The sequence below is a fragment of the Streptomyces sp. NPDC101237 genome, from assembly GCF_044767465.1.
Classification (GTDB): domain Bacteria; phylum Actinomycetota; class Actinomycetes; order Streptomycetales; family Streptomycetaceae; genus Streptomyces; species Streptomyces gramineus.
The window spans coordinates 130,899-146,764 of sequence record NZ_JBIWNY010000008.1; the positions used below are offsets into that span (position 1 = coordinate 130,899).

The 15,866-nt window shown below is 70.5% G+C and carries 16 protein-coding genes and 1 tRNA gene; 12 read left to right on the top strand and 5 right to left on the bottom strand.

The genetic code is table 11. The annotated features are described in order from the left end of the window. The first annotated feature begins 41 nt into the window (after positions 1-41). A complete protein-coding gene (locus ACIRQ9_RS15075; protein ID WP_404172050.1) occupies positions 42-539 on the top strand; it encodes an SUKH-3 domain-containing protein in 498 nt (165 codons plus the stop codon). Between the two features lie 38 nt (positions 540-577). Here the strand turns inward: ACIRQ9_RS15075 and ACIRQ9_RS15080 are convergent, their stop codons facing one another. Further along, entirely contained in the window at positions 578-1,894 is a 1,317-nt protein-coding gene (locus ACIRQ9_RS15080; protein ID WP_404172053.1) for a sensor histidine kinase, read from the bottom strand. A 166-nt stretch (positions 1,895-2,060) separates the two neighbouring features. Between ACIRQ9_RS15080 and ACIRQ9_RS15085 the strand changes: the two genes are divergently transcribed. From ACIRQ9_RS15085 to ACIRQ9_RS15115, 7 genes are all read left to right on the top strand, one after another. Next, positions 2,061-2,933 carry a hypothetical protein gene (locus ACIRQ9_RS15085; protein WP_404172056.1) on the top strand — a complete coding sequence of 291 codons (873 nt, stop codon included), beginning with the start codon at positions 2,061-2,063 and terminating at the stop codon, positions 2,931-2,933. Between the two features lie 6 nt (positions 2,934-2,939). Next, a tRNA-Gln gene (locus ACIRQ9_RS15090) sits at positions 2,940-3,010 on the top strand. A 121-nt stretch (positions 3,011-3,131) separates the two neighbouring features. Next, the gene (glmU, locus tag ACIRQ9_RS15095) at positions 3,132-4,580 is read left to right on the top strand and encodes a bifunctional UDP-N-acetylglucosamine diphosphorylase/glucosamine-1-phosphate N-acetyltransferase GlmU (RefSeq protein WP_404172059.1); all 1,449 of its coding nucleotides are present in this window, start codon (positions 3,132-3,134) and stop codon (positions 4,578-4,580) included. A gap of 142 nt (positions 4,581-4,722) precedes the next feature. Beyond that, positions 4,723-5,703, top strand: coding sequence for a ribose-phosphate diphosphokinase (locus ACIRQ9_RS15100; RefSeq protein ID WP_404172061.1), 981 nt, complete (start codon positions 4,723-4,725; stop codon positions 5,701-5,703). Positions 5,704-5,908: 205 nt separating this feature from the next. Next, positions 5,909-6,508, top strand: coding sequence for a 50S ribosomal protein L25/general stress protein Ctc (locus ACIRQ9_RS15105; protein ID WP_404172064.1), 600 nt, complete (start codon positions 5,909-5,911; stop codon positions 6,506-6,508). Positions 6,509-6,582: 74 nt separating this feature from the next. Next, positions 6,583-7,200 carry an aminoacyl-tRNA hydrolase gene (gene pth, locus ACIRQ9_RS15110; RefSeq protein WP_404172067.1) on the top strand — a complete coding sequence of 206 codons (618 nt, stop codon included), beginning with the start codon at positions 6,583-6,585 and terminating at the stop codon, positions 7,198-7,200. A 42-nt stretch (positions 7,201-7,242) separates the two neighbouring features. Then, positions 7,243-7,752 carry a hypothetical protein gene (locus ACIRQ9_RS15115; RefSeq protein WP_404172070.1) on the top strand — a complete coding sequence of 170 codons (510 nt, stop codon included), beginning with the start codon at positions 7,243-7,245 and terminating at the stop codon, positions 7,750-7,752. A 64-nt stretch (positions 7,753-7,816) separates the two neighbouring features. Here ACIRQ9_RS15115 and ppc read toward each other — a convergent pair whose 3' ends face one another. After that, a complete protein-coding gene (gene ppc, locus ACIRQ9_RS15120; protein WP_404172073.1) occupies positions 7,817-10,549 on the bottom strand; it encodes a phosphoenolpyruvate carboxylase in 2,733 nt (910 codons plus the stop codon). 308 nt (positions 10,550-10,857) lie between these two features. Between ppc and ACIRQ9_RS15125 the strand changes: the two genes are divergently transcribed. Next, complete coding sequence (locus ACIRQ9_RS15125; protein WP_404172076.1) at positions 10,858-11,868, top strand: acyl-CoA desaturase; 1,011 nt, start codon at positions 10,858-10,860, stop codon at positions 11,866-11,868. Further along, positions 11,865-12,539: a TetR family transcriptional regulator gene (locus tag ACIRQ9_RS15130; RefSeq protein WP_404172079.1), complete on the top strand. Its 675-nt coding sequence runs from the start codon at positions 11,865-11,867 to the stop codon at positions 12,537-12,539. Before ACIRQ9_RS15125 ends, ACIRQ9_RS15130 begins: the two co-directional genes overlap by 4 nt. Positions 12,540-12,644: 105 nt before the next feature. Here the strand turns inward: ACIRQ9_RS15130 and ACIRQ9_RS15135 are convergent, their stop codons facing one another. Continuing rightward, positions 12,645-13,007, bottom strand: coding sequence for a VOC family protein (locus ACIRQ9_RS15135; protein ID WP_404172082.1), 363 nt, complete (start codon positions 13,005-13,007; stop codon positions 12,645-12,647). Next, positions 13,007-13,822, bottom strand: coding sequence for a trans-aconitate 2-methyltransferase (locus ACIRQ9_RS15140; protein ID WP_404172085.1), 816 nt, complete (start codon positions 13,820-13,822; stop codon positions 13,007-13,009). Before ACIRQ9_RS15140 ends, ACIRQ9_RS15135 begins: the two co-directional genes overlap by 1 nt. 89 nt (positions 13,823-13,911) lie before the next feature. Between ACIRQ9_RS15140 and tamR the strand changes: the two genes are divergently transcribed. Continuing rightward, entirely contained in the window at positions 13,912-14,409 is a 498-nt protein-coding gene (gene tamR, locus ACIRQ9_RS15145) for a MarR family transcriptional regulator TamR (protein WP_404172088.1), read from the top strand. Here tamR and ACIRQ9_RS15150 read toward each other — a convergent pair. Beyond that, complete coding sequence (locus ACIRQ9_RS15150) at positions 14,368-15,147, bottom strand: response regulator transcription factor (RefSeq protein ID WP_351321013.1); 780 nt, start codon at positions 15,145-15,147, stop codon at positions 14,368-14,370. The two genes, tamR and ACIRQ9_RS15150, sit on opposite strands and share 42 nt — an antisense overlap. Before the next feature lie 270 nt (positions 15,148-15,417). Here ACIRQ9_RS15150 and ACIRQ9_RS15155 point away from each other — a divergent pair, with 270 nt between their 5' ends. Then, the gene (locus ACIRQ9_RS15155; protein WP_404172092.1) at positions 15,418-15,864 is read left to right on the top strand and encodes a GNAT family N-acetyltransferase; all 447 of its coding nucleotides are present in this window, start codon (positions 15,418-15,420) and stop codon (positions 15,862-15,864) included. Positions 15,865-15,866: the final 2 nt, after the last annotated feature.

Genomic DNA, 15,866 nt, shown 5'->3' on the forward strand with positions numbered 1-15,866 from the left:
CACCCGCACCCGCACCCGCACCACACACGAACGAAGGGCAGATGCACCCCGACCGCACCTCCACCACGCGCTTCTCCGTGCCCGTCGACGCCGCCCTGCGCGCCGCCGGCTGGCAACCCGGACGCTGGGACATAAAACAGGCCGAGGTCTGGGCCGACGCCCTCCGCGAGCACACCTCCCCCGCAGGACACCGGCACACCGTCTTCCCCGCCGCCGTCGAAGCCTGGGCCGAATTCGGCGGACTGCACATCACCCCCACCGGCCCCGGCCGCCAGCTCGCCCCCGCAGCCCTCCACCTCGACCCCCTGCACGGCCTCCACCTCGCCCGCACCCTCGGCGACCTCGGCCGCGCCCTCGACACCGAGGTCTGCCCCCTCGGCGAAGAGACCGAGACCCGCTCACTCCTCGCCATCGACACCGAAGGCCGCGTCTACACCCTCGACCACACCGGCGACTGGTACGTGGGCCCCGACATCGACCACGGCCTCACCACCCTCATCGCAGGCGTCGAACCCCAACGCCTCACCACCCACACCTGACCGGCCACACCCGGCCACACCCGGCCACCCACCACCGCTCACACCGCCGGAATCACCGCCGACACCCGGAACCCACCCGCATCCGTCGGCCCCGACACGAACACCCCGCCCAGCCCCGTCACCCGCTCCCGCATCCCCACCAGACCGTTACCGCCCGACGGCAGACCCGCCGACGCCGCCGACGCCGGCTCCGGCGGCGGCTCGTTCTCCACCTGCATCGCGATCTCCGCCACCCGGTGCGCCAACCGCACATGCGTCTTCGCACCCGCCGCATGCTTGTGGACGTTCGTCAACGCCTCCTGCACCACCCGGAACGCCGTCTGCTCCACCGCGACCGCGTACGACCGCACATCCCCCTCCACCGACAGATCCACCACCATCCCCGCCGCCGCCGACTGCCCCACCAACTCCTCCAGCTCCGACAGATACGGCCCCTCCTCCTCGGCCACCCGCGAAGCAGCCGCCGCAGCAGCCGCCCCCACCGCCGCCAACGGCACCGACGACACCGCGACCGACGCCGCACCACCCCGGCCACCGTCACCGGACCGCAGCACCCCGAGCATCTCCCGCAACTCCGTCAACGCCTGCCGCCCCATGTCCCCCACCAGCGCCGCGTTCCGCACCGCCTTCTCCGGATCCTTCCGCGCCACCGCCTGCAGAGCCGCCGCATGCACCACCATCAGACTCACCCGGTGCGCGACCACGTCATGCATCTCCCGCGCGATCCGCGTCCGCTCCTCACCCCGCGCCCACTCCGCACGCTCCTCCGCGCGCTCCGCCAGCAGCTGAAGCTCCCGCTCCAGACTGTCCGCACGCTCCCGCAGGCTCTCCATCAACCGCCGCCGCGCACCCACGTACAACCCGAGCAGCACCGGAGGCGCCGTCAGCCCCAACGAGGTCGCCAGCGCCGCGAACGGCACGAACCAGTCCCCCATCGTCAGGTCACCGCGCGCCATGCTCTGCCGCACCCGCACGAACGTCACGATCAACGTGCCCAGGAACGTCATCCCCGACAACGCCACGATGATCCGCCGCGGCACCTCGGCCGCGGCCAGCGTGTAGAGACCGACGATGCCCATCAGGAAGCCCATCTGGGCCGGCGTGATCGCTATCGACACGAGCACGACGGCGATCGGCCACTTCCTGCGCAACAACAGCACCGAACCGGCCAGCACACCGAACACGATCCCCGCCGACACCGGAACACCCGCGTCCCGCGCGAACGGGATCCCCTCGGCACCGCACTCCAGCGCCGACACCGCCGCCAGCCCCGCGTCCAGCACCGCACTGCGCCACCGCGACCACCACCACGGCCCTGCCAAGGCCGTCGCGCGGTCTGCCCCCGTCGTGGTCATGCGTCCAGCCTACGGGCGTGGGGGTGGGCTTTTCCGGTGAGTTTCGTCTACTGACCCACACCACCCTCCGCAACCGAACAACGCGGAAACCCGCCCCTTTCCCTCGAACTGGTGAACCATCGCCGTTCCCGCCCGGAACCGAGCATTCCGCCCGGACGGTATGCGCATGGCACATTCACACGGCAAATACGCCGACTTCGAAGGCCTGCGAGAGCGGGCACTGGCGCTGCGGCGGGCCGGCCACAGCCTCCGCCAGATCCGGGACGAACTGAAGATCTTCAACAACGACCTCCTCCACCGCCTGGTGAAAGGCGAGCCCCCACCGGAGTGGACGAGGCGCCCGAACGCCAAGGACGACCTACGGGCCCGAGCGCGGGAACTGAGACTGCGGGGCTGGACCTACGACCGCATCGAGGCGGAACTGGGCTGCTCCAGGAGCTCGGTCTCCCTGTGGGTACGGGATCTGCCGAAGCCGGAGCGCCGCGACCCGAAGGAACAGGCGAGGCTGGCGGCCCGGAAGCGCTGGGAGCACGAACTGGCGGTACGGGACGAGGCACGGCGGGAGACCAAGGCGGCGGCGAGGCGCGAGATCGGTGAACTGGCCGACCGGGAACTGTTCATGGCGGGTGTCGCCCTGTACTGGGCCGAGGGCACCAAGGACAAGCCCCACGCCCGCCGCGAACGGATCGCCTTCGTCAACAGCGACCCTGACGTGATCCGCCTGTTCCTGGCCTGGCTCGATCTGCTCGGGGTCGAGCGAGAGCGCGTCGGGTACCGCGTGATGATCCACGAGTCGGCGGACGCCGGGGCCGCAGAGAAGTACTGGGCCGAACTGGTCGGCGCCACCCCGGGCGCCTTCGGCAAGACGACCCTGAAGCGACACAACCCGAAAACGGTGCGCAAGAACGTCGGCGCAGGTTACCGCGGATGCCTCGTGCTCACCGTTCGGCAAAGCGCCGAGTTGTACCGTCGCATCGAAGGCTGGTGGTACGGCATAGTAGGGGCTGCCACCGCGCCCGATCTACGAAATCGGACATAGCGGTAATCCCGGGTCGTCTAAGGGCAAGACGTCAGATTTTGGTTCTGATCATGGGGGTTCGAGTCCTCCCCCGGGAGCACATGCTCGGTTCGGGTCCTGACTGCTGACAGCACCGTCAGGGCCCGCTCCCATGTCCCCCGTGATACGCCCCGGTATCCTTCGGATGTCCCCACCTCTCCACAGCCGAAGGGCACATCCGTGAGCGCCATTCGCCCGGCAGCCGTCGTCGTTCTCGCAGCGGGTGAGGGCACCCGTATGAAGTCGGCCACACCCAAGGTCCTGCACGAGATCTGCGGCCGCTCGCTGGTGGGCCATGTGCTCGCCGCCTCGCGCGAGTTGAACCCCGAGCACCTGGTCGTCGTCGTCGGCCACGCGCGCGAGCAGGTCGCCGAGCATCTCGGCGCGATCGACCCCGCGGCCCGTACGGCGGTGCAGGAGAAGCAGAACGGCACCGGGCACGCCGTGCGGATGGCGCTGGAGGAGTTGGGCGGCGCGGTCGAGGGGACGGTCGTGGTGGTCTGCGGAGACACTCCGCTGCTCACCGGTGCGACGCTGGCGCGGCTCGCCGAGACGCATCACGGGGACGGCAACGCGGTGACCGTGCTGACCGCCGAGGTGCCGGACGCGACCGGTTACGGCCGGATCGTGCGGGACGAGGCCTCGGGTGCCGTGACGGCGATCGTGGAGCACAAGGACGCGTCGGCGGCGCAGCGGGCGGTCCGGGAGATCAATTCGGGTGTGTTCGCGTTCGACGGGCGGTTGCTGGCGGAGGCGCTGGGCAAGGTGCGGACGGACAACAGTCAGGGTGAGGAGTACCTGACGGACGTGCTGGGGATTCTGCGTGAGGCCGGGCACCGGGTGGGTGCGTCGGTGGCGGTGGATCACCGTGAGATCGCCGGGATCAACAACCGGGTGCAGTTGGCGGAGGCTCGTCGGATCCTCAACGACCGGTTGCTGGAGCGGGCGATGCTGGCGGGTGTGACCGTCATGGATCCGGCGACGACGTGGGTGGATGTGACGGTGACGTTCGAGCAGGACGCGGTGGTTCTGCCGGGGACGCTGTTGCTGGGCACCACGCATGTGGGTGAGGGTGCCGAGGTCGGGCCGAACAGCCGGCTGCGGGACACCCGGGTCGGTGCGGGGGCGCGGGTGGACAACACGGTGGCCGATTCGGCCCATGTCGGTGCGAACGCGTCCGTGGGACCGTATGCGTATCTGCGGGCGGGGACGCGGCTGGGTGCCAAGGGCAAGATCGGTACGTACGTGGAGACGAAGAACGCCCGGATCGGGGAGGGGACGAAGGTTCCGCATCTCTCGTATGTGGGTGACGCGACGATCGGTGAGTACTCGAACATCGGTGCGGCGAGTGTGTTCGTGAACTACGACGGTGAGAGCAAGCACCACACCACCGTCGGGTCGCACTGCAAGACGGGTTCGGACAACATGTTTGTGGCGCCTGTCACGATCGGGGACGGTGCGTACACCGCTGCCGGGTCTGTGATCACGAAGGATGTGCCGCCCGGTTCGCTGGCCGTGGCCCGTGGTCAGCAGCGGAATATCGAGGGCTGGGTGGCCCGGAAGCGTCCCGGGAGTCCGGCGGCGAAGGCTGCCGAGGCGGCTTCCCGGCAGGGCGTGGGCGAGGACTGACCGGAAACAGGTGCGCCGAAGACGTCGTACCGTGATAAGTGCACACCCGCACCTAACCAGCTGTTTCGGCCTGTCGCGCCTGGCGCGGAGGTCCGCTGGACATCCAGCTGTACGGCTGAGACACCTCTGAGGAGACAGTGCTGTGACCGGGATCAAGACGACCGGCGAGAAGAAGTTGATGTTCTTCTCCGGCCGCGCCCACCCCGAGCTTGCCGAGGAGGTCGCCCAGCAGTTGGGTGTCGGGGTCGTCCCGACGAAGGCCTTCGACTTCGCGAACGGTGAGATCTACGTTCGGTATCAGGAGTCCGCTCGTGGTGCCGACTGCTTCGTGATCCAGAGCCACACGGCTCCGATCAATCAGTGGATCATGGAGCAGCTGATCATGATCGATGCGCTGAAGCGTGCGTCGGCGCGGTCCGTCACGGTGATCGTGCCGTTCTACGGTTACGCGCGGCAGGACAAGAAGCACCGGGGTCGTGAACCGATCTCGGCGCGGCTGATCGCCGATCTGATGAAGACGGCGGGTGCGGACCGGATCCTGACGATCGATCTGCACACGGATCAGATCCAGGGCTTCTTCGACGGTCCGGTGGACCATTTGTTCGCGCTTCCGCTGCTGGCGGACTACGTGGGCGGCAAGGTGGACCGGAACAAGCTGACGGTGGTGTCTCCGGACGCGGGCCGGGTGCGGGTGGCGGACCGCTGGTGTGACCGTCTGGGTGCGCCGCTGGCGATCGTCCACAAGCGGCGTGACAAGGACGTGGCGAACCAGGTGACGGTCCACGAGGTGGTGGGCGAGGTCGAGGGCCGGGTGTGTGTGCTGGTCGACGACATGATCGACACGGGTGGCACGATCGTGGCGGCGGCGGACGCGTTGTTCGCGCACGGTGCCGAGGATGTGATCGTGACGGCGACGCACGGTGTGCTGTCGGGTCCCGCGGCGGACCGGTTGAAGAATTCGCGGGTGAGTGAGTTCGTGCTGACGAACACGCTGCCGACGCCGGGTGAGCTGGGCCGGGATCTGGACAAGATCACGGTGTTGTCGATCGCGCCGACGATCGCGAGTGCGGTGCGTGAGGTGTTCGAGGATGGTTCGGTGACGAGCCTCTTCGACGAGCAGTGAGGTTTCTGCACCGGTCGCGCTAGCCGCCGTCGAAGATCCTTTTGGTCCGGCCTTCCCTGCCGAGTAGACTGCTCAGGTTGCTCGGCGAGGGAGGCCGTACCTGTTGTCGCAGGTGTCGGCTGTCCGTTATCGACGCGCTCTTCGTAGCAGGCCGTTCGTGGCCGGGTGACCACGTCCGTATCTCTATCTACGAGGAGTGATCACCATGTCCGAGGTGAAGATCGCCGCCGAGTCGCGCACCGAGTTCGGCAAGGGCGCCGCCCGCCGTATCCGTCGTGACAGCAAGGTCCCCGGTGTCCTGTACGGCCACGGTTCGGACCCGATCCACCTGACCCTGCCGGGCCACGAGCTGCTGCTCGCGCTGCGTACGCCGAACGTCCTGATCTCCCTGGACATCGACGGCAAGAGCAACGAGCTGGCGATCCCGAAGTCCGTGGTCCGTGACCCGATCAAGGGCTTCCTGGAGCACGTCGACCTGCTGCTGGTCAAGCGTGGCGAGAAGGTCACGGTCGAGATCCCGGTGCAGACCGAGGGCGAGCTGGCCCCCGGCGGCAACCTGCTGGAGCACGTGCTCAACGCGCTTCCGGTCGAGGCCGAGGCCACCCACATCCCCGAGGCCGTCACGGTCTCCGTCGAGGGCCTGGAGGCCGGTGCCTCCGTCCTGGCGAAGGACATCACCCTGCCGTCCGGCGTGACGCTGGCCGTCGAGGAGGACGCGGTCGTCCTGCAGGTCCTGGCCGCCCAGGCCGAGGAGCCCTCCGAGGGCGAAGAGGGCGAGGCTTCCGCGGAAGCCGCCGAGGCCTGATCCTCACCGTCGTTTCATCGTTCGTCAGCCGCTGCTTCCTCCGGGGGGCGGCGGCTGGCGCGTATCAAGGAGACATGGACGTGACCACCTCCGCGGGCGCCGCTGCCGCCGGCGCTCCCTGGCTGATCGTGGGTCTCGGCAATCCGGGGCCGGAGTACGCGATGAACCGGCACAACGTCGGTTTCATGGTCGCGGACCTGCTCGCCGGGCGGATCGGGGGGAAGTTCAAGCGGGCCGGCAAGGCGCAGGCGCAGGTCGTGGAGGGGCGGCTGGGTGCGCCGGGTCCGGCGAGCCGGCGGGTGATCCTGGCCAAGCCGATGTCGTTCATGAACCTGTCGGGCGGTCCGGTGAACGCGCTGCGCGACTTCTACAAGGTGCCGTTGGCGAACGTCGTCGCGGTCCATGACGAGCTGGACATCGACTACGGGGTTCTCCGGCTCAAGCTCGGTGGCGGGGACAACGGTCACAACGGGCTGAAGTCGATGACGAAGGCGATGGGTGCGGACTATCACCGGGTGCGGTTCGGGATCGGGCGGCCTCCTGGCCGTATGCAGGTCGCGGATTTCGTGCTGAAGGACTTCTCCTCGGCGGAGCGCAAGGAGCTGGACTACCTCGTGGACCGGGCGGCGGACGCCGTGGAGGCGCTGGTCTCGGAGGGTCTGGAGCGGGCGCAGAGTTCGTACAACTCCTGACTTGTCGCCCACCGCAGTTGACCCGCCGTAGGGGTATGGCCAATGATCCCGGCCATGCCTGCTGCGTCGGTCTCCTCCTCCCGTACGGCCCCGGTCGCCGCCCTGCGGTTCGGCCGCGTCGTGTCGATGGGCGCGGTCGCCGTGCTGATCCTGGTCGGCGGGGTGTGGGCGTCCTGGAGCACGGCGCAGCACGTGATGCTGACGAAGGGCAAGGAGCGGGGCACGGTCGAGGTGACGGCGTGCGGTGAGGACACCTGCACGGGGCCGTTCCGGCCGGTCTCCTCGGGCGTGCCCGCGCGGTCCCGGGTGGTGATCGACAAGTCGGTGGCGGTGCGCAGGGGGCGGACCTACGACGTGATCGTGAAGCCCGGCACCGACGGCGTGGTGCGCTCGGGTCCCGCCGGGGTGCTGTTCGCGTGGGTGCCGCTGGGCGGTGCGCTGCTGCTGGCGTCGGTGGTGGTGGCCGGCGGGCTGCGGTTGCGGCGGATGGCGTGGGGTCTGGGCGGTCTGGGGATCGCGCTGCTGACGGCGGCCTTCTTCGCGGTGCAGTGAGCGCGCACGGCCGTGCCCCCGGACCGGAGCGGTCCGGGGGCACGGTCGGGTGCGGTGGTGCCGGTCAGCCGGTGTTGCGCAGGCCGGCCGCGACGCCGTTGACGGTCAGGAGCAGGGCGCGGGCGAGGAGCGGGTCGGGTTCGGCGCCCGAGGCGGCCTCCTCGCGCTGCCGCTTGAGGAGGGTCACCTGGAGGTAGGAGATCGGGTCCAGGTAGGCGTCCCGGATGCCGAAGGTCTGCTTGAGGACCGGGGTGGCGTCGAGGAGTTCGCGCTCTCCGGTGATCTTGAGGACTTCGGCGACGGTCAGTTCGTGTTCGGCGCGGATGGTGTCGAAGACGTGCTTCAGCTCGTCGGGGACGAGGGTGTCGACGTAGTGCTGGGCGATCCGCAGGTCGGTCTTGGCGAGGGTCATCTCGACGTTGGAGACGAAGTTGCGGAAGAAGTGCCACTGTTCGTGCATCTCGGCGAGGACGGTGTCCAGGCCCGCCTCACGCAGGGCCTTGAGGCCGGAGCCGACGCCGAACCAGCCGGGGACGATCTGCCGGGACTGGGTCCAGCCGAACACCCAGGGGATGGCGCGCAGGCCGTCGAGCGAGACGCCCGAGCCGGGGCGGCGGGAGGGCCGCGAGCCCAGGTGCAGGTCGGCGAGCTGGTCGACCGGGGTGGAGGCGAGGAAGTACGTCGGCAGGTCGGGGTCCTCGACGAGCCGGCGGTAGGCGGCGTGGGCGGCCTCGGAGACGACGTCCATGGCGGCGTCCCAGCGGGCGAGGGCCTCGTCGGACTGGCGGGGCGCGGTGTGCAGGGCGGAGGCCTGGAGGGTGGCGGCCACCGTCAGTTCCAGGTTCTCGCGGGCCAGGGAGGGGATGAGGTACTTGTCGGAGATGACCTCGCCCTGTTCGGTGACCTTGATCTCGCCTTCCAGGGTGCCCCAGGGCTGGGCGAGGATGGCGTCGTGGGAGGGGCCGCCGCCGCGGCCGACGGTGCCGCCGCGGCCGTGGAAGAGGCGCAGCCGTACGCCGTAGCGGTGGGCTACGTCGCGCAGCCGGCGCTGGGCGCGGTGGATCTCCCACTGGCTGGTGGTGATGCCGCCGAACTTGGAGGAGTCGGAGTAGCCGAGCATGACCTCCTGGACGTCTCCGCGCAGCGCGACCAGGCGCCGGTAGGAGGGGTCGGAGAGCATGTCCTCCAGGATGGTGTCGGCGGCCTTGAGTTCGTCGGTGGTCTCCAGGAGGGGGACGATGCCGATCCTGGCCCAGCCGGCGTGCAGGTCCATGAGTCCGGCCTCGCGGGCGAGGACGGCGGCGGCGAAGACGTCGTCGGCGCCCTGGCACATGGAGATGATGTAGGACTCGACGACCTCGGGGCCGAAGATCTCCAGGGCTCGCCGGACGGTCTTGAAGACCCCGAGGGTCTTCTCGCCGGCGGCGTCCACGGGTGCCGGGGTGGGCGCGAGCGGGCGGCGGGACCTGAGTTCCTTGGCGAGGAGTCTGGCGCGGTACTCGCGGGGCATGTCGGCGTAGCGCCAGGATTCCTCGCCGAGGCGGTCGAAGAGCTGGCCGAGGGCGTGGTGGTGGGCGTCGGCGTGTTCGCGGACGTCCATGGTGGCGAGCTGGAGGCCGAAGGCGGCCAGGGTGCGGATCGTCCGGGCCAGGCGGCCGTCGGCGAAGAGCCCGCCGCGGTGTTCGCGCAGGGAGGTCTGGATGATCCGCAGGTCGGCGAGGAGCTCGGCGGTGCCGAGGTAGTCGTAGCCGGGCTGGTGCGGGGTGTCGGTGGCGAGGCGCCGCTTGGTGTTGACCAGCTTCTGCCGGATGCAGGTGGCCTTGAGCCGGTAGGGCTCCTCGGCGTTGAGGCGCTTGTAGCGGGGGCTGATCTCGGGCAGCAGGTCCAGGTCGGCCTGGAGGGAGGCGAGGAGTTCCTCGGTCGCGCCGGTGTAGCGGATGGAGTTGGAGAGGAAGCCGCGGAGTTCGTCGATCATCTCCAGGGCGTCGTTGATGCCGTGTTCGTGCTGGAGGATGAGGATGTCCCAGGTGACCTGGGGGGTGACGTTGGGGTTGCCGTCGCGGTCGCCGCCGATCCAGGTGCCGAAGGTGAGCGGCCGGGTGTCGTCGGGGAGCTTGACGCCGACCCGCTCCAGTTCGGCGGTGAGGTCCTCCAGGACGTCGCCGACGGCGTCGGCGTGCAGTTCGTCCAGGTAGTAGATGGCGTTGCGGGCCTCGTCGGCGGGCTCGGGGCGGACCACGCGCAGTTCGTCGGTCTGCCAGACGAGGTCGATGTTCTCGGCGAGGCGGATGTCGGTGCGGCGGCGGTCGGACTCGATGACCGGGGTGTCCAGGAGCGCGGCGATGCGCCGGAGCTTGTTGAGGACGGAGCGGCGCGCGGCCTCGGTGGGGTGCGCGGTGAAGACCGGGCGGACGTTGAGGTTCTGGACGGTCTGGCGCAGGTGCTCGGCGTCGGCGTCCTTGAGCCGGTCGGCGGTGCGGGCCAGCAGGCCGCCTTCGGCGGCGCGGCGGGCGCGCAGTTCGCGGCCGCGGTGGACCTGCTCGGTGACGTTGGCGAGGTGGAAGTAGGTGGAGAAGGCGCGGACCAGCTTGGCCGCGGTCTCCAGTTCGATGCCGCGCAGCAGTTCGGCGGCTGCGTCGCCGTCCTCGCGGGTGAGACGGCGGACCTTCTCGACGAGGTCCAGCAGCTCGGGTCCTTCCTGCCGGACGAGGGTCTCGCCGAGGAGGTCACCCAGCCGGCGGATGTCGGCGCGCAGCTCACTGCTGGTCGTGGTGGTCTGGTCGTCGGCACTGCTCACAGGTGCGGCTCCTTGCAGTGTTGAAGCTCGTCTGGAGGGGACCCGTCCGTCGGCCGGGCGGCAGGCGGGGCCTGTCCGCTTGGCGGCCGGACATCCGGGAAAGAAACAGAGCGGACCGCGCTGTCCGACCGACTCCAAGGATAGGTGTCCATGAGGACGCGCAGGCTCTGGGGCTCTTGCCGCGGGACGCCTCGCTGCCATACTTACGTTGCCGTAGGTTACGGAACCGTAGGGAAGTCTCTCCGTCGTCCCCTCCGGTCGCCGCGGATCGGCACCTGTCTCAGCCCTCGACCCCCCAGGGGACGCGCATGACCTCGTCTGGTTCCGATGTGATCGACGACGCCCACAAGCCGGCCGACGCCGCGACGGTGTCCGCCACGCTGGGCGGCGAGAAGAAGGGTTCGGTGGAGCAGTTCGCCCTGCTGGTGTTCATCGTCGTGCCGTTCTTCGCGCTGCTGGCCGCGGTGCCGCTGGCGTGGGGCCGGGGCGTGAGCTGGCTCGATCTGGGCCTGATGGTGTTCTTCTACTTCCTGGGCTGTCACGGCGTGACGATCGGTTTCCATCGCTACTTCACGCACGGCTCGTTCAAGGCGAAGCGGCCGCTGAGGATCGCGCTGGCGATCGCGGGTTCGATGGCGGTGGAGGGGCCTTTGGTGCGCTGGGTGGCCGACCACCGCAAGCACCACAAGTTCTCCGACGCGGAGGGCGACCCGCACTCGCCGTGGCGGTTCGGCGAGACCATGCCGGCGCTGATGAAGGGCCTCTGGTGGGCGCACATCGGCTGGCTGTTCGACGAGGAGCAGACCCCGCAGGAGAAGTACGCGCCGGATCTGATCAAGGACCCCGCCATCCGGGCGGTCTCCCGTCAGTTCATCCTCTGGACGGTGCTGTCGTTGGGGCTGCCGCCGCTGATCGGCGGTCTGGTGACCTGGTCCTGGTGGGGCGCGTTCACCGCGTTCTTCTGGGGTTCACTCGTCCGGGTGGCGCTGCTGCACCACGTGACCTGGTCGATCAACTCGATCTGCCACGCGGTGGGCAAGCGGCCGTTCAAGTCGCGGGACAGGTCGGGCAACGTGTGGTGGCTGGCGGTGCTGTCCTGCGGGGAGTCCTGGCACAACCTGCACCACGCCGACCCGACGTCGGCCCGGCACGGGGTGGAGCGCGGCCAGCTGGACTCGTCGGCGCGGATCATCCGCTGGTGCGAGCGGTTGGGCTGGGCGTACGACGTCCGGTGGCCGTCACGCTCCCGTATCGATTCCCGCCGCGACACCGGGGAAGGCGGCTCCCGGCGAGGGGCGGGGACCGCCGAGGCGGCATGATTGACGCCGTGGCGACCGACTCCAGCACCCCCAGTCCCGACAAGCCGCGGCGGGCACGTCGCACCCGGATGACCGGTGCGGAGCGCCGCCAGCAGCTGTTGGAGATCGGTCGCACCCTGTTCGCGGCGAAGGGGTTCGAGGGCACCTCGGTGGAGGAGATCGCGGCGAGGGCCGGGGTGTCCAAGCCGGTGGTCTACGAGCACTTCGGCGGCAAGGAGGGCCTGTACGCGGTGGTCGTGGACCGGGAGATGCGCCGGCTGCTGGACATGGTGACCGGTTCCCTGACCGCCGGGCATCCGCGGGAGCTGTGCGAGCAGGCCGCGTTCGCGCTCCTGGACTACATCGAGGAGTACACGGACGGGTTCCGGATCCTGGTGAGGGACTCGCCGATCCCGCAGTCCACGGGGTCCTTCGCGTCCCTGATCTCGGACATCGCCACCCAGGTGGAGGACATCCTGGGCCGCGAGTTCAAGTCGCGGGGCTTTGACCCCAAGCTGGCGCCGCTGTACGCGCAGGCGCTGGTGGGCATGGTGGCGCTGACCGGCCAGTGGTGGCTGGACGTGCGCCGCCCGAAGAAGGCGGAGGTCGCCGCCCACCTGGTGAACCTGGCCTGGCACGGTCTGGACGGCCTGGAGCCGAAGCCGCGCCTGATAGGGCATCGCAAGGCCTGACCGCGCCCCGCCGGTCCCGCTGCCGGGGCGCGGGGCGTGCGTCGGCCCGTCGGGCGCGCGGCTTTCGTCGGCCCGTAGGGGCGCGGGCCGGGCGGTCCGGCGGGGTCAGCGGATCGGTTCGAGGAACTCCAGGCGGTTGCCGACGGGGTCCGCGCAGTAGAAGCGGCGGTGGCCCGGCAGGTTCCCGTCCCAGGCGACGGGCGTGCCGTGGGCGGTGAGCCGGGCCGCGTAGGTCTCGATGCCGGTCACCAGCAGGCCCGGGTGGGCCTGTCCGGCCGGCCGGAAGTCCTGTTCGATCCCCAGGTGGAGAACGACCTCGCCGGCCCGGAACCAGCAGCCGCCGCGGGCGGCGAGCACGGGCGGTTTGGGGACCTCCGTCATGCCGAGGGTGCCGGCGTAGAAGGCCCGCAGCCGGTCCTCCGAGCCGGGCGGGGCGGCGAGCTGGACGTGGTCGAGGGCGACGAGCATCAGCGGTCCTCCCTGCGGGCGACGGCGAAGATGCGGCGGAACGGGAACGGGGTGCCGTGCGGTCCCGCCGGGTAGGCCTCGCGCAGCGCGGCGCGGTATTCGGCGAGGAAGGCGTCACGGGCCCGCGGGTCGTCGGCGAGGGCGGTGAGGACGGGCCGCAGCCCGGTGCCCTTGACCCAGTCGAGCACCGGGTCCTCGCCGGTCAGCAGGTGGACGTACGTCGTCTCCCAGACGTCGGCGGCGCAGCCGAGCCCGGTCAGCCGTTCCAGGTAGGCCTCGGGGGTCAGGACGGCGTCGTCGTGGCGGAGCGCGTCGGCGAGGCGGCCGCGCCAGCGCGGGGACTCGGCGAGGGTGCGCATCAGGCGGTGGCTGGGCGCGGTGAAGTTGCCGGGGACCTGGAAGGCGAAGGTGCCGCCGGGTGCGAGGCCCGCGATCCATGCGGCGAACCGGTCGGCGTGCCCGGGGACCCACTGGAGGGTGGCGTTGCTGACGATCAGGTCGTACGGCCGCTCGGGCGTCCAGGTGCGGACGTCCGCGGGGGCGAAGTCCAGGCTGCCGCCGCCGGCCGTGGGTCCCTGGTGTTCGACGATCGCCTTGTCGAGCATCTCGGGCGAGTTGTCGTAGCCGGTGACGCGGGCGGCGGGCCAGCGTTCGGCGAGCAGGGCGGTCATGTTGCCGGGTCCGCAGCCGAGGTCGGCGACGGCCGGGGCGTCGCCGGGGAGGCCGGGGATCCGGGCGAGGAGGTCGGTGAAGGGGCGGGCGCGGTGGCCGGCGTGCCGGAGGTACTGGGCGGGGTCCCAGGCAGGAGTGGTCATGGATCCCACCTTCCCCGCCCCGATATCTCGATGTCAAGAAGCTTGACGTCAAGAGACTTCATGTCGACACAACCACTACACTGATCGCCATGGAGGACGAGGTCGATCGGCTGGTGGCTGCGTGGCGCCGGGAGCGCCCGGACCTCGACGTGGAACCGCTCGAGGTGCTCAGCCGGGTGAGTCGGCTGGCCCGGCACCTGGACCGGGCACGTCGGCTGGCCTTCGCCGAGCACAGCCTGGAGCCCTGGGAGTTCGACGTGCTGACCGCGCTGCGGCGCGCCGGGACGCCCTACCAGCTCTCCCCCGGACAGCTGCTGACCCAGACCCTGGTCACCTCGGGGACGATGACCAACCGCATCGACCGGCTGGCCAAGAAGGGCCTGGTGGAACGGCTGCCGGACCCGAGCGACCGGCGGGGCGTGCTGGTGCGGCTGACCGAGGAGGGCCAGGACCGCGCGGACCAGGCCCTGGCCGGACTCCTCGACCAGGAACGGGCGATCCTCGCCGAGCTGTCCCGCGCCCAGCGCGCCGAACTCGCCGCCCTGCTACGCCAGTTGACCGCCCCGTTCGACAACATCCCCGGCTGACGGGCCGGTCAGGTCGACCGGGCCGACCCCGGCCCGGCGGGCCAGCGCCACGGCGGCCAGGGTGGAGTGCACGCCCAGCTTCCCGAGCACGTTCTGCATGTGGGTGCGGACGGTGTGCGGGGACAGGAACAGGCGCTCGGCGACCGCCTTGCGCCCCAGGCCCGCCACCATGCACCGCAGCACCTCCCGCTCTCTCGGCGTGAGGGACTCCACGAGCCGCTCGCTCTCGGTGCGGTGCTTGCGGGCGGCCGTCAGCTCCCGCAGGACCCCGGTCAGCAGGGCGGGCGGCAGATGCGTCTCGTCGCGCAGCACCCCCCGGATGACGTTCAGCAGCCGCGACAGCGAGCAGTCCTTGGCGACCCAGCCGCAGGCACCGGCCTGCAGCGCCAGCGCCGCGCGCCGCGGGTCGTCCTTCTCCGCGAGCACGACGACCCGCACGGCGGGATGGGCCGAGCGGACGCCGGCGACCAGGGACATCCCGTCGACCAGGCCCTCCTCGTCGCCCTCCTGCACCGGCACCGCCGGGCGCCCGCCGGGCAGTTGACCGCCCAGATCGGCGTCGACGAGCAGCACGTCGAAACGGCGGCCCTCGGCGACCGCGCGCTCCAGGCAGCGCAGCGCCGCCGGACCGCTCCCGGCCGCGGACACGTCGACGTCGGGCTCGGCGGCCAGCGCCGCGGCCAGCGACTCGGCGAAGATGCGGTGGTCGTCGACGACCAGAACTCGGATACGAACCACGAAACCCCCTTCCCCACGCTCTTCACGAGCAGGGGATGCACAAGGTGCCCAGAGCGACGATCACACGGACACGGCACCCGCGAGGAGGCCGAGCCGCACGGCCGCCGCCGTGTCTGAACTGCTACCCCCACCGCGGGTGCCGTACCCGACGTGTCTCGCCCCCTGATCAGCACCGGCCCCCACCGGTACTGCTCCTCAGGGTACGGACGGGGGCCGGGAGCGGAAGGCAATTTGCAGAACTGCCCGGCCGACGCGTTTATGGTGTGCCGCATGTTTCGTATTGAGGCGGAAGTCGACAGAGAACGGCGGGAGCTGCTCCGCACCAGGCTGCTGGACGACAACACCGCGGCCTCCCCGGTTCTCGCGGCCCTGCGCGGCACCCCCGAGGAACGTCAGGTGCCCCTGCACATCTGGGCGACGGACGAGGCGTCGGGCACCCTCGCGGGCGGCCTGGTCGGGCACACCTGGGCGACCTGGCTGCACGTCACCTACCTGTGGGTGGACGCGGGCCTGCGCGGCGCGGGCCTGGGCCGCCGGCTGCTGGCGGAGGCGGAGCGCATCGCCGGGCAGGAGCGGGCCTGCGCGGCCGTGCGGCTGGAGACCTGGGACTTCCAGGCGCCCGGCTTCTACCGCAAGCAGGGCTACCAGGTGGTGTGCGTGGTCCCCGACTATCCGCCGGGGACCACGGAGTACACACTGGTCAAGCGGCTGGGCTGAGC

Excerpts from the sequence above, each read along its gene's own strand:
- ACIRQ9_RS15075 (WP_404172050.1), top strand. The coding sequence starts at position 42 with ATGCACCCCGACCGCACCTCCACCACGCGCTTCTCCGTGCCCGTCGAC.
- ACIRQ9_RS15080 (WP_404172053.1), bottom strand. The coding sequence starts at position 1,894 with ATGACCACGACGGGGGCAGACCGCGCGACGGCCTTGGCAGGGCCGTGG.
- ACIRQ9_RS15085 (WP_404172056.1), top strand. The coding sequence starts at position 2,061 with ATGGCACATTCACACGGCAAATACGCCGACTTCGAAGGCCTGCGAGAG.
- ACIRQ9_RS15105 (WP_404172064.1), top strand. The coding sequence starts at position 5,909 with ATGTCCGAGGTGAAGATCGCCGCCGAGTCGCGCACCGAGTTCGGCAAG.
- pth (WP_404172067.1), top strand. The coding sequence starts at position 6,583 with ATGGACGTGACCACCTCCGCGGGCGCCGCTGCCGCCGGCGCTCCCTGG.
- ACIRQ9_RS15115 (WP_404172070.1), top strand. The coding sequence starts at position 7,243 with ATGATCCCGGCCATGCCTGCTGCGTCGGTCTCCTCCTCCCGTACGGCC.
- ACIRQ9_RS15125 (WP_404172076.1), top strand. The coding sequence starts at position 10,858 with ATGACCTCGTCTGGTTCCGATGTGATCGACGACGCCCACAAGCCGGCC.
- ACIRQ9_RS15130 (WP_404172079.1), top strand. The coding sequence starts at position 11,865 with ATGATTGACGCCGTGGCGACCGACTCCAGCACCCCCAGTCCCGACAAG.
- ACIRQ9_RS15135 (WP_404172082.1), bottom strand. The coding sequence starts at position 13,007 with ATGCTCGTCGCCCTCGACCACGTCCAGCTCGCCGCCCCGCCCGGCTCG.
- ACIRQ9_RS15140 (WP_404172085.1), bottom strand. The coding sequence starts at position 13,822 with ATGACCACTCCTGCCTGGGACCCCGCCCAGTACCTCCGGCACGCCGGC.
- tamR (WP_404172088.1), top strand. The coding sequence starts at position 13,912 with ATGGAGGACGAGGTCGATCGGCTGGTGGCTGCGTGGCGCCGGGAGCGC.
- ACIRQ9_RS15155 (WP_404172092.1), top strand. The coding sequence starts at position 15,418 with ATGTTTCGTATTGAGGCGGAAGTCGACAGAGAACGGCGGGAGCTGCTC.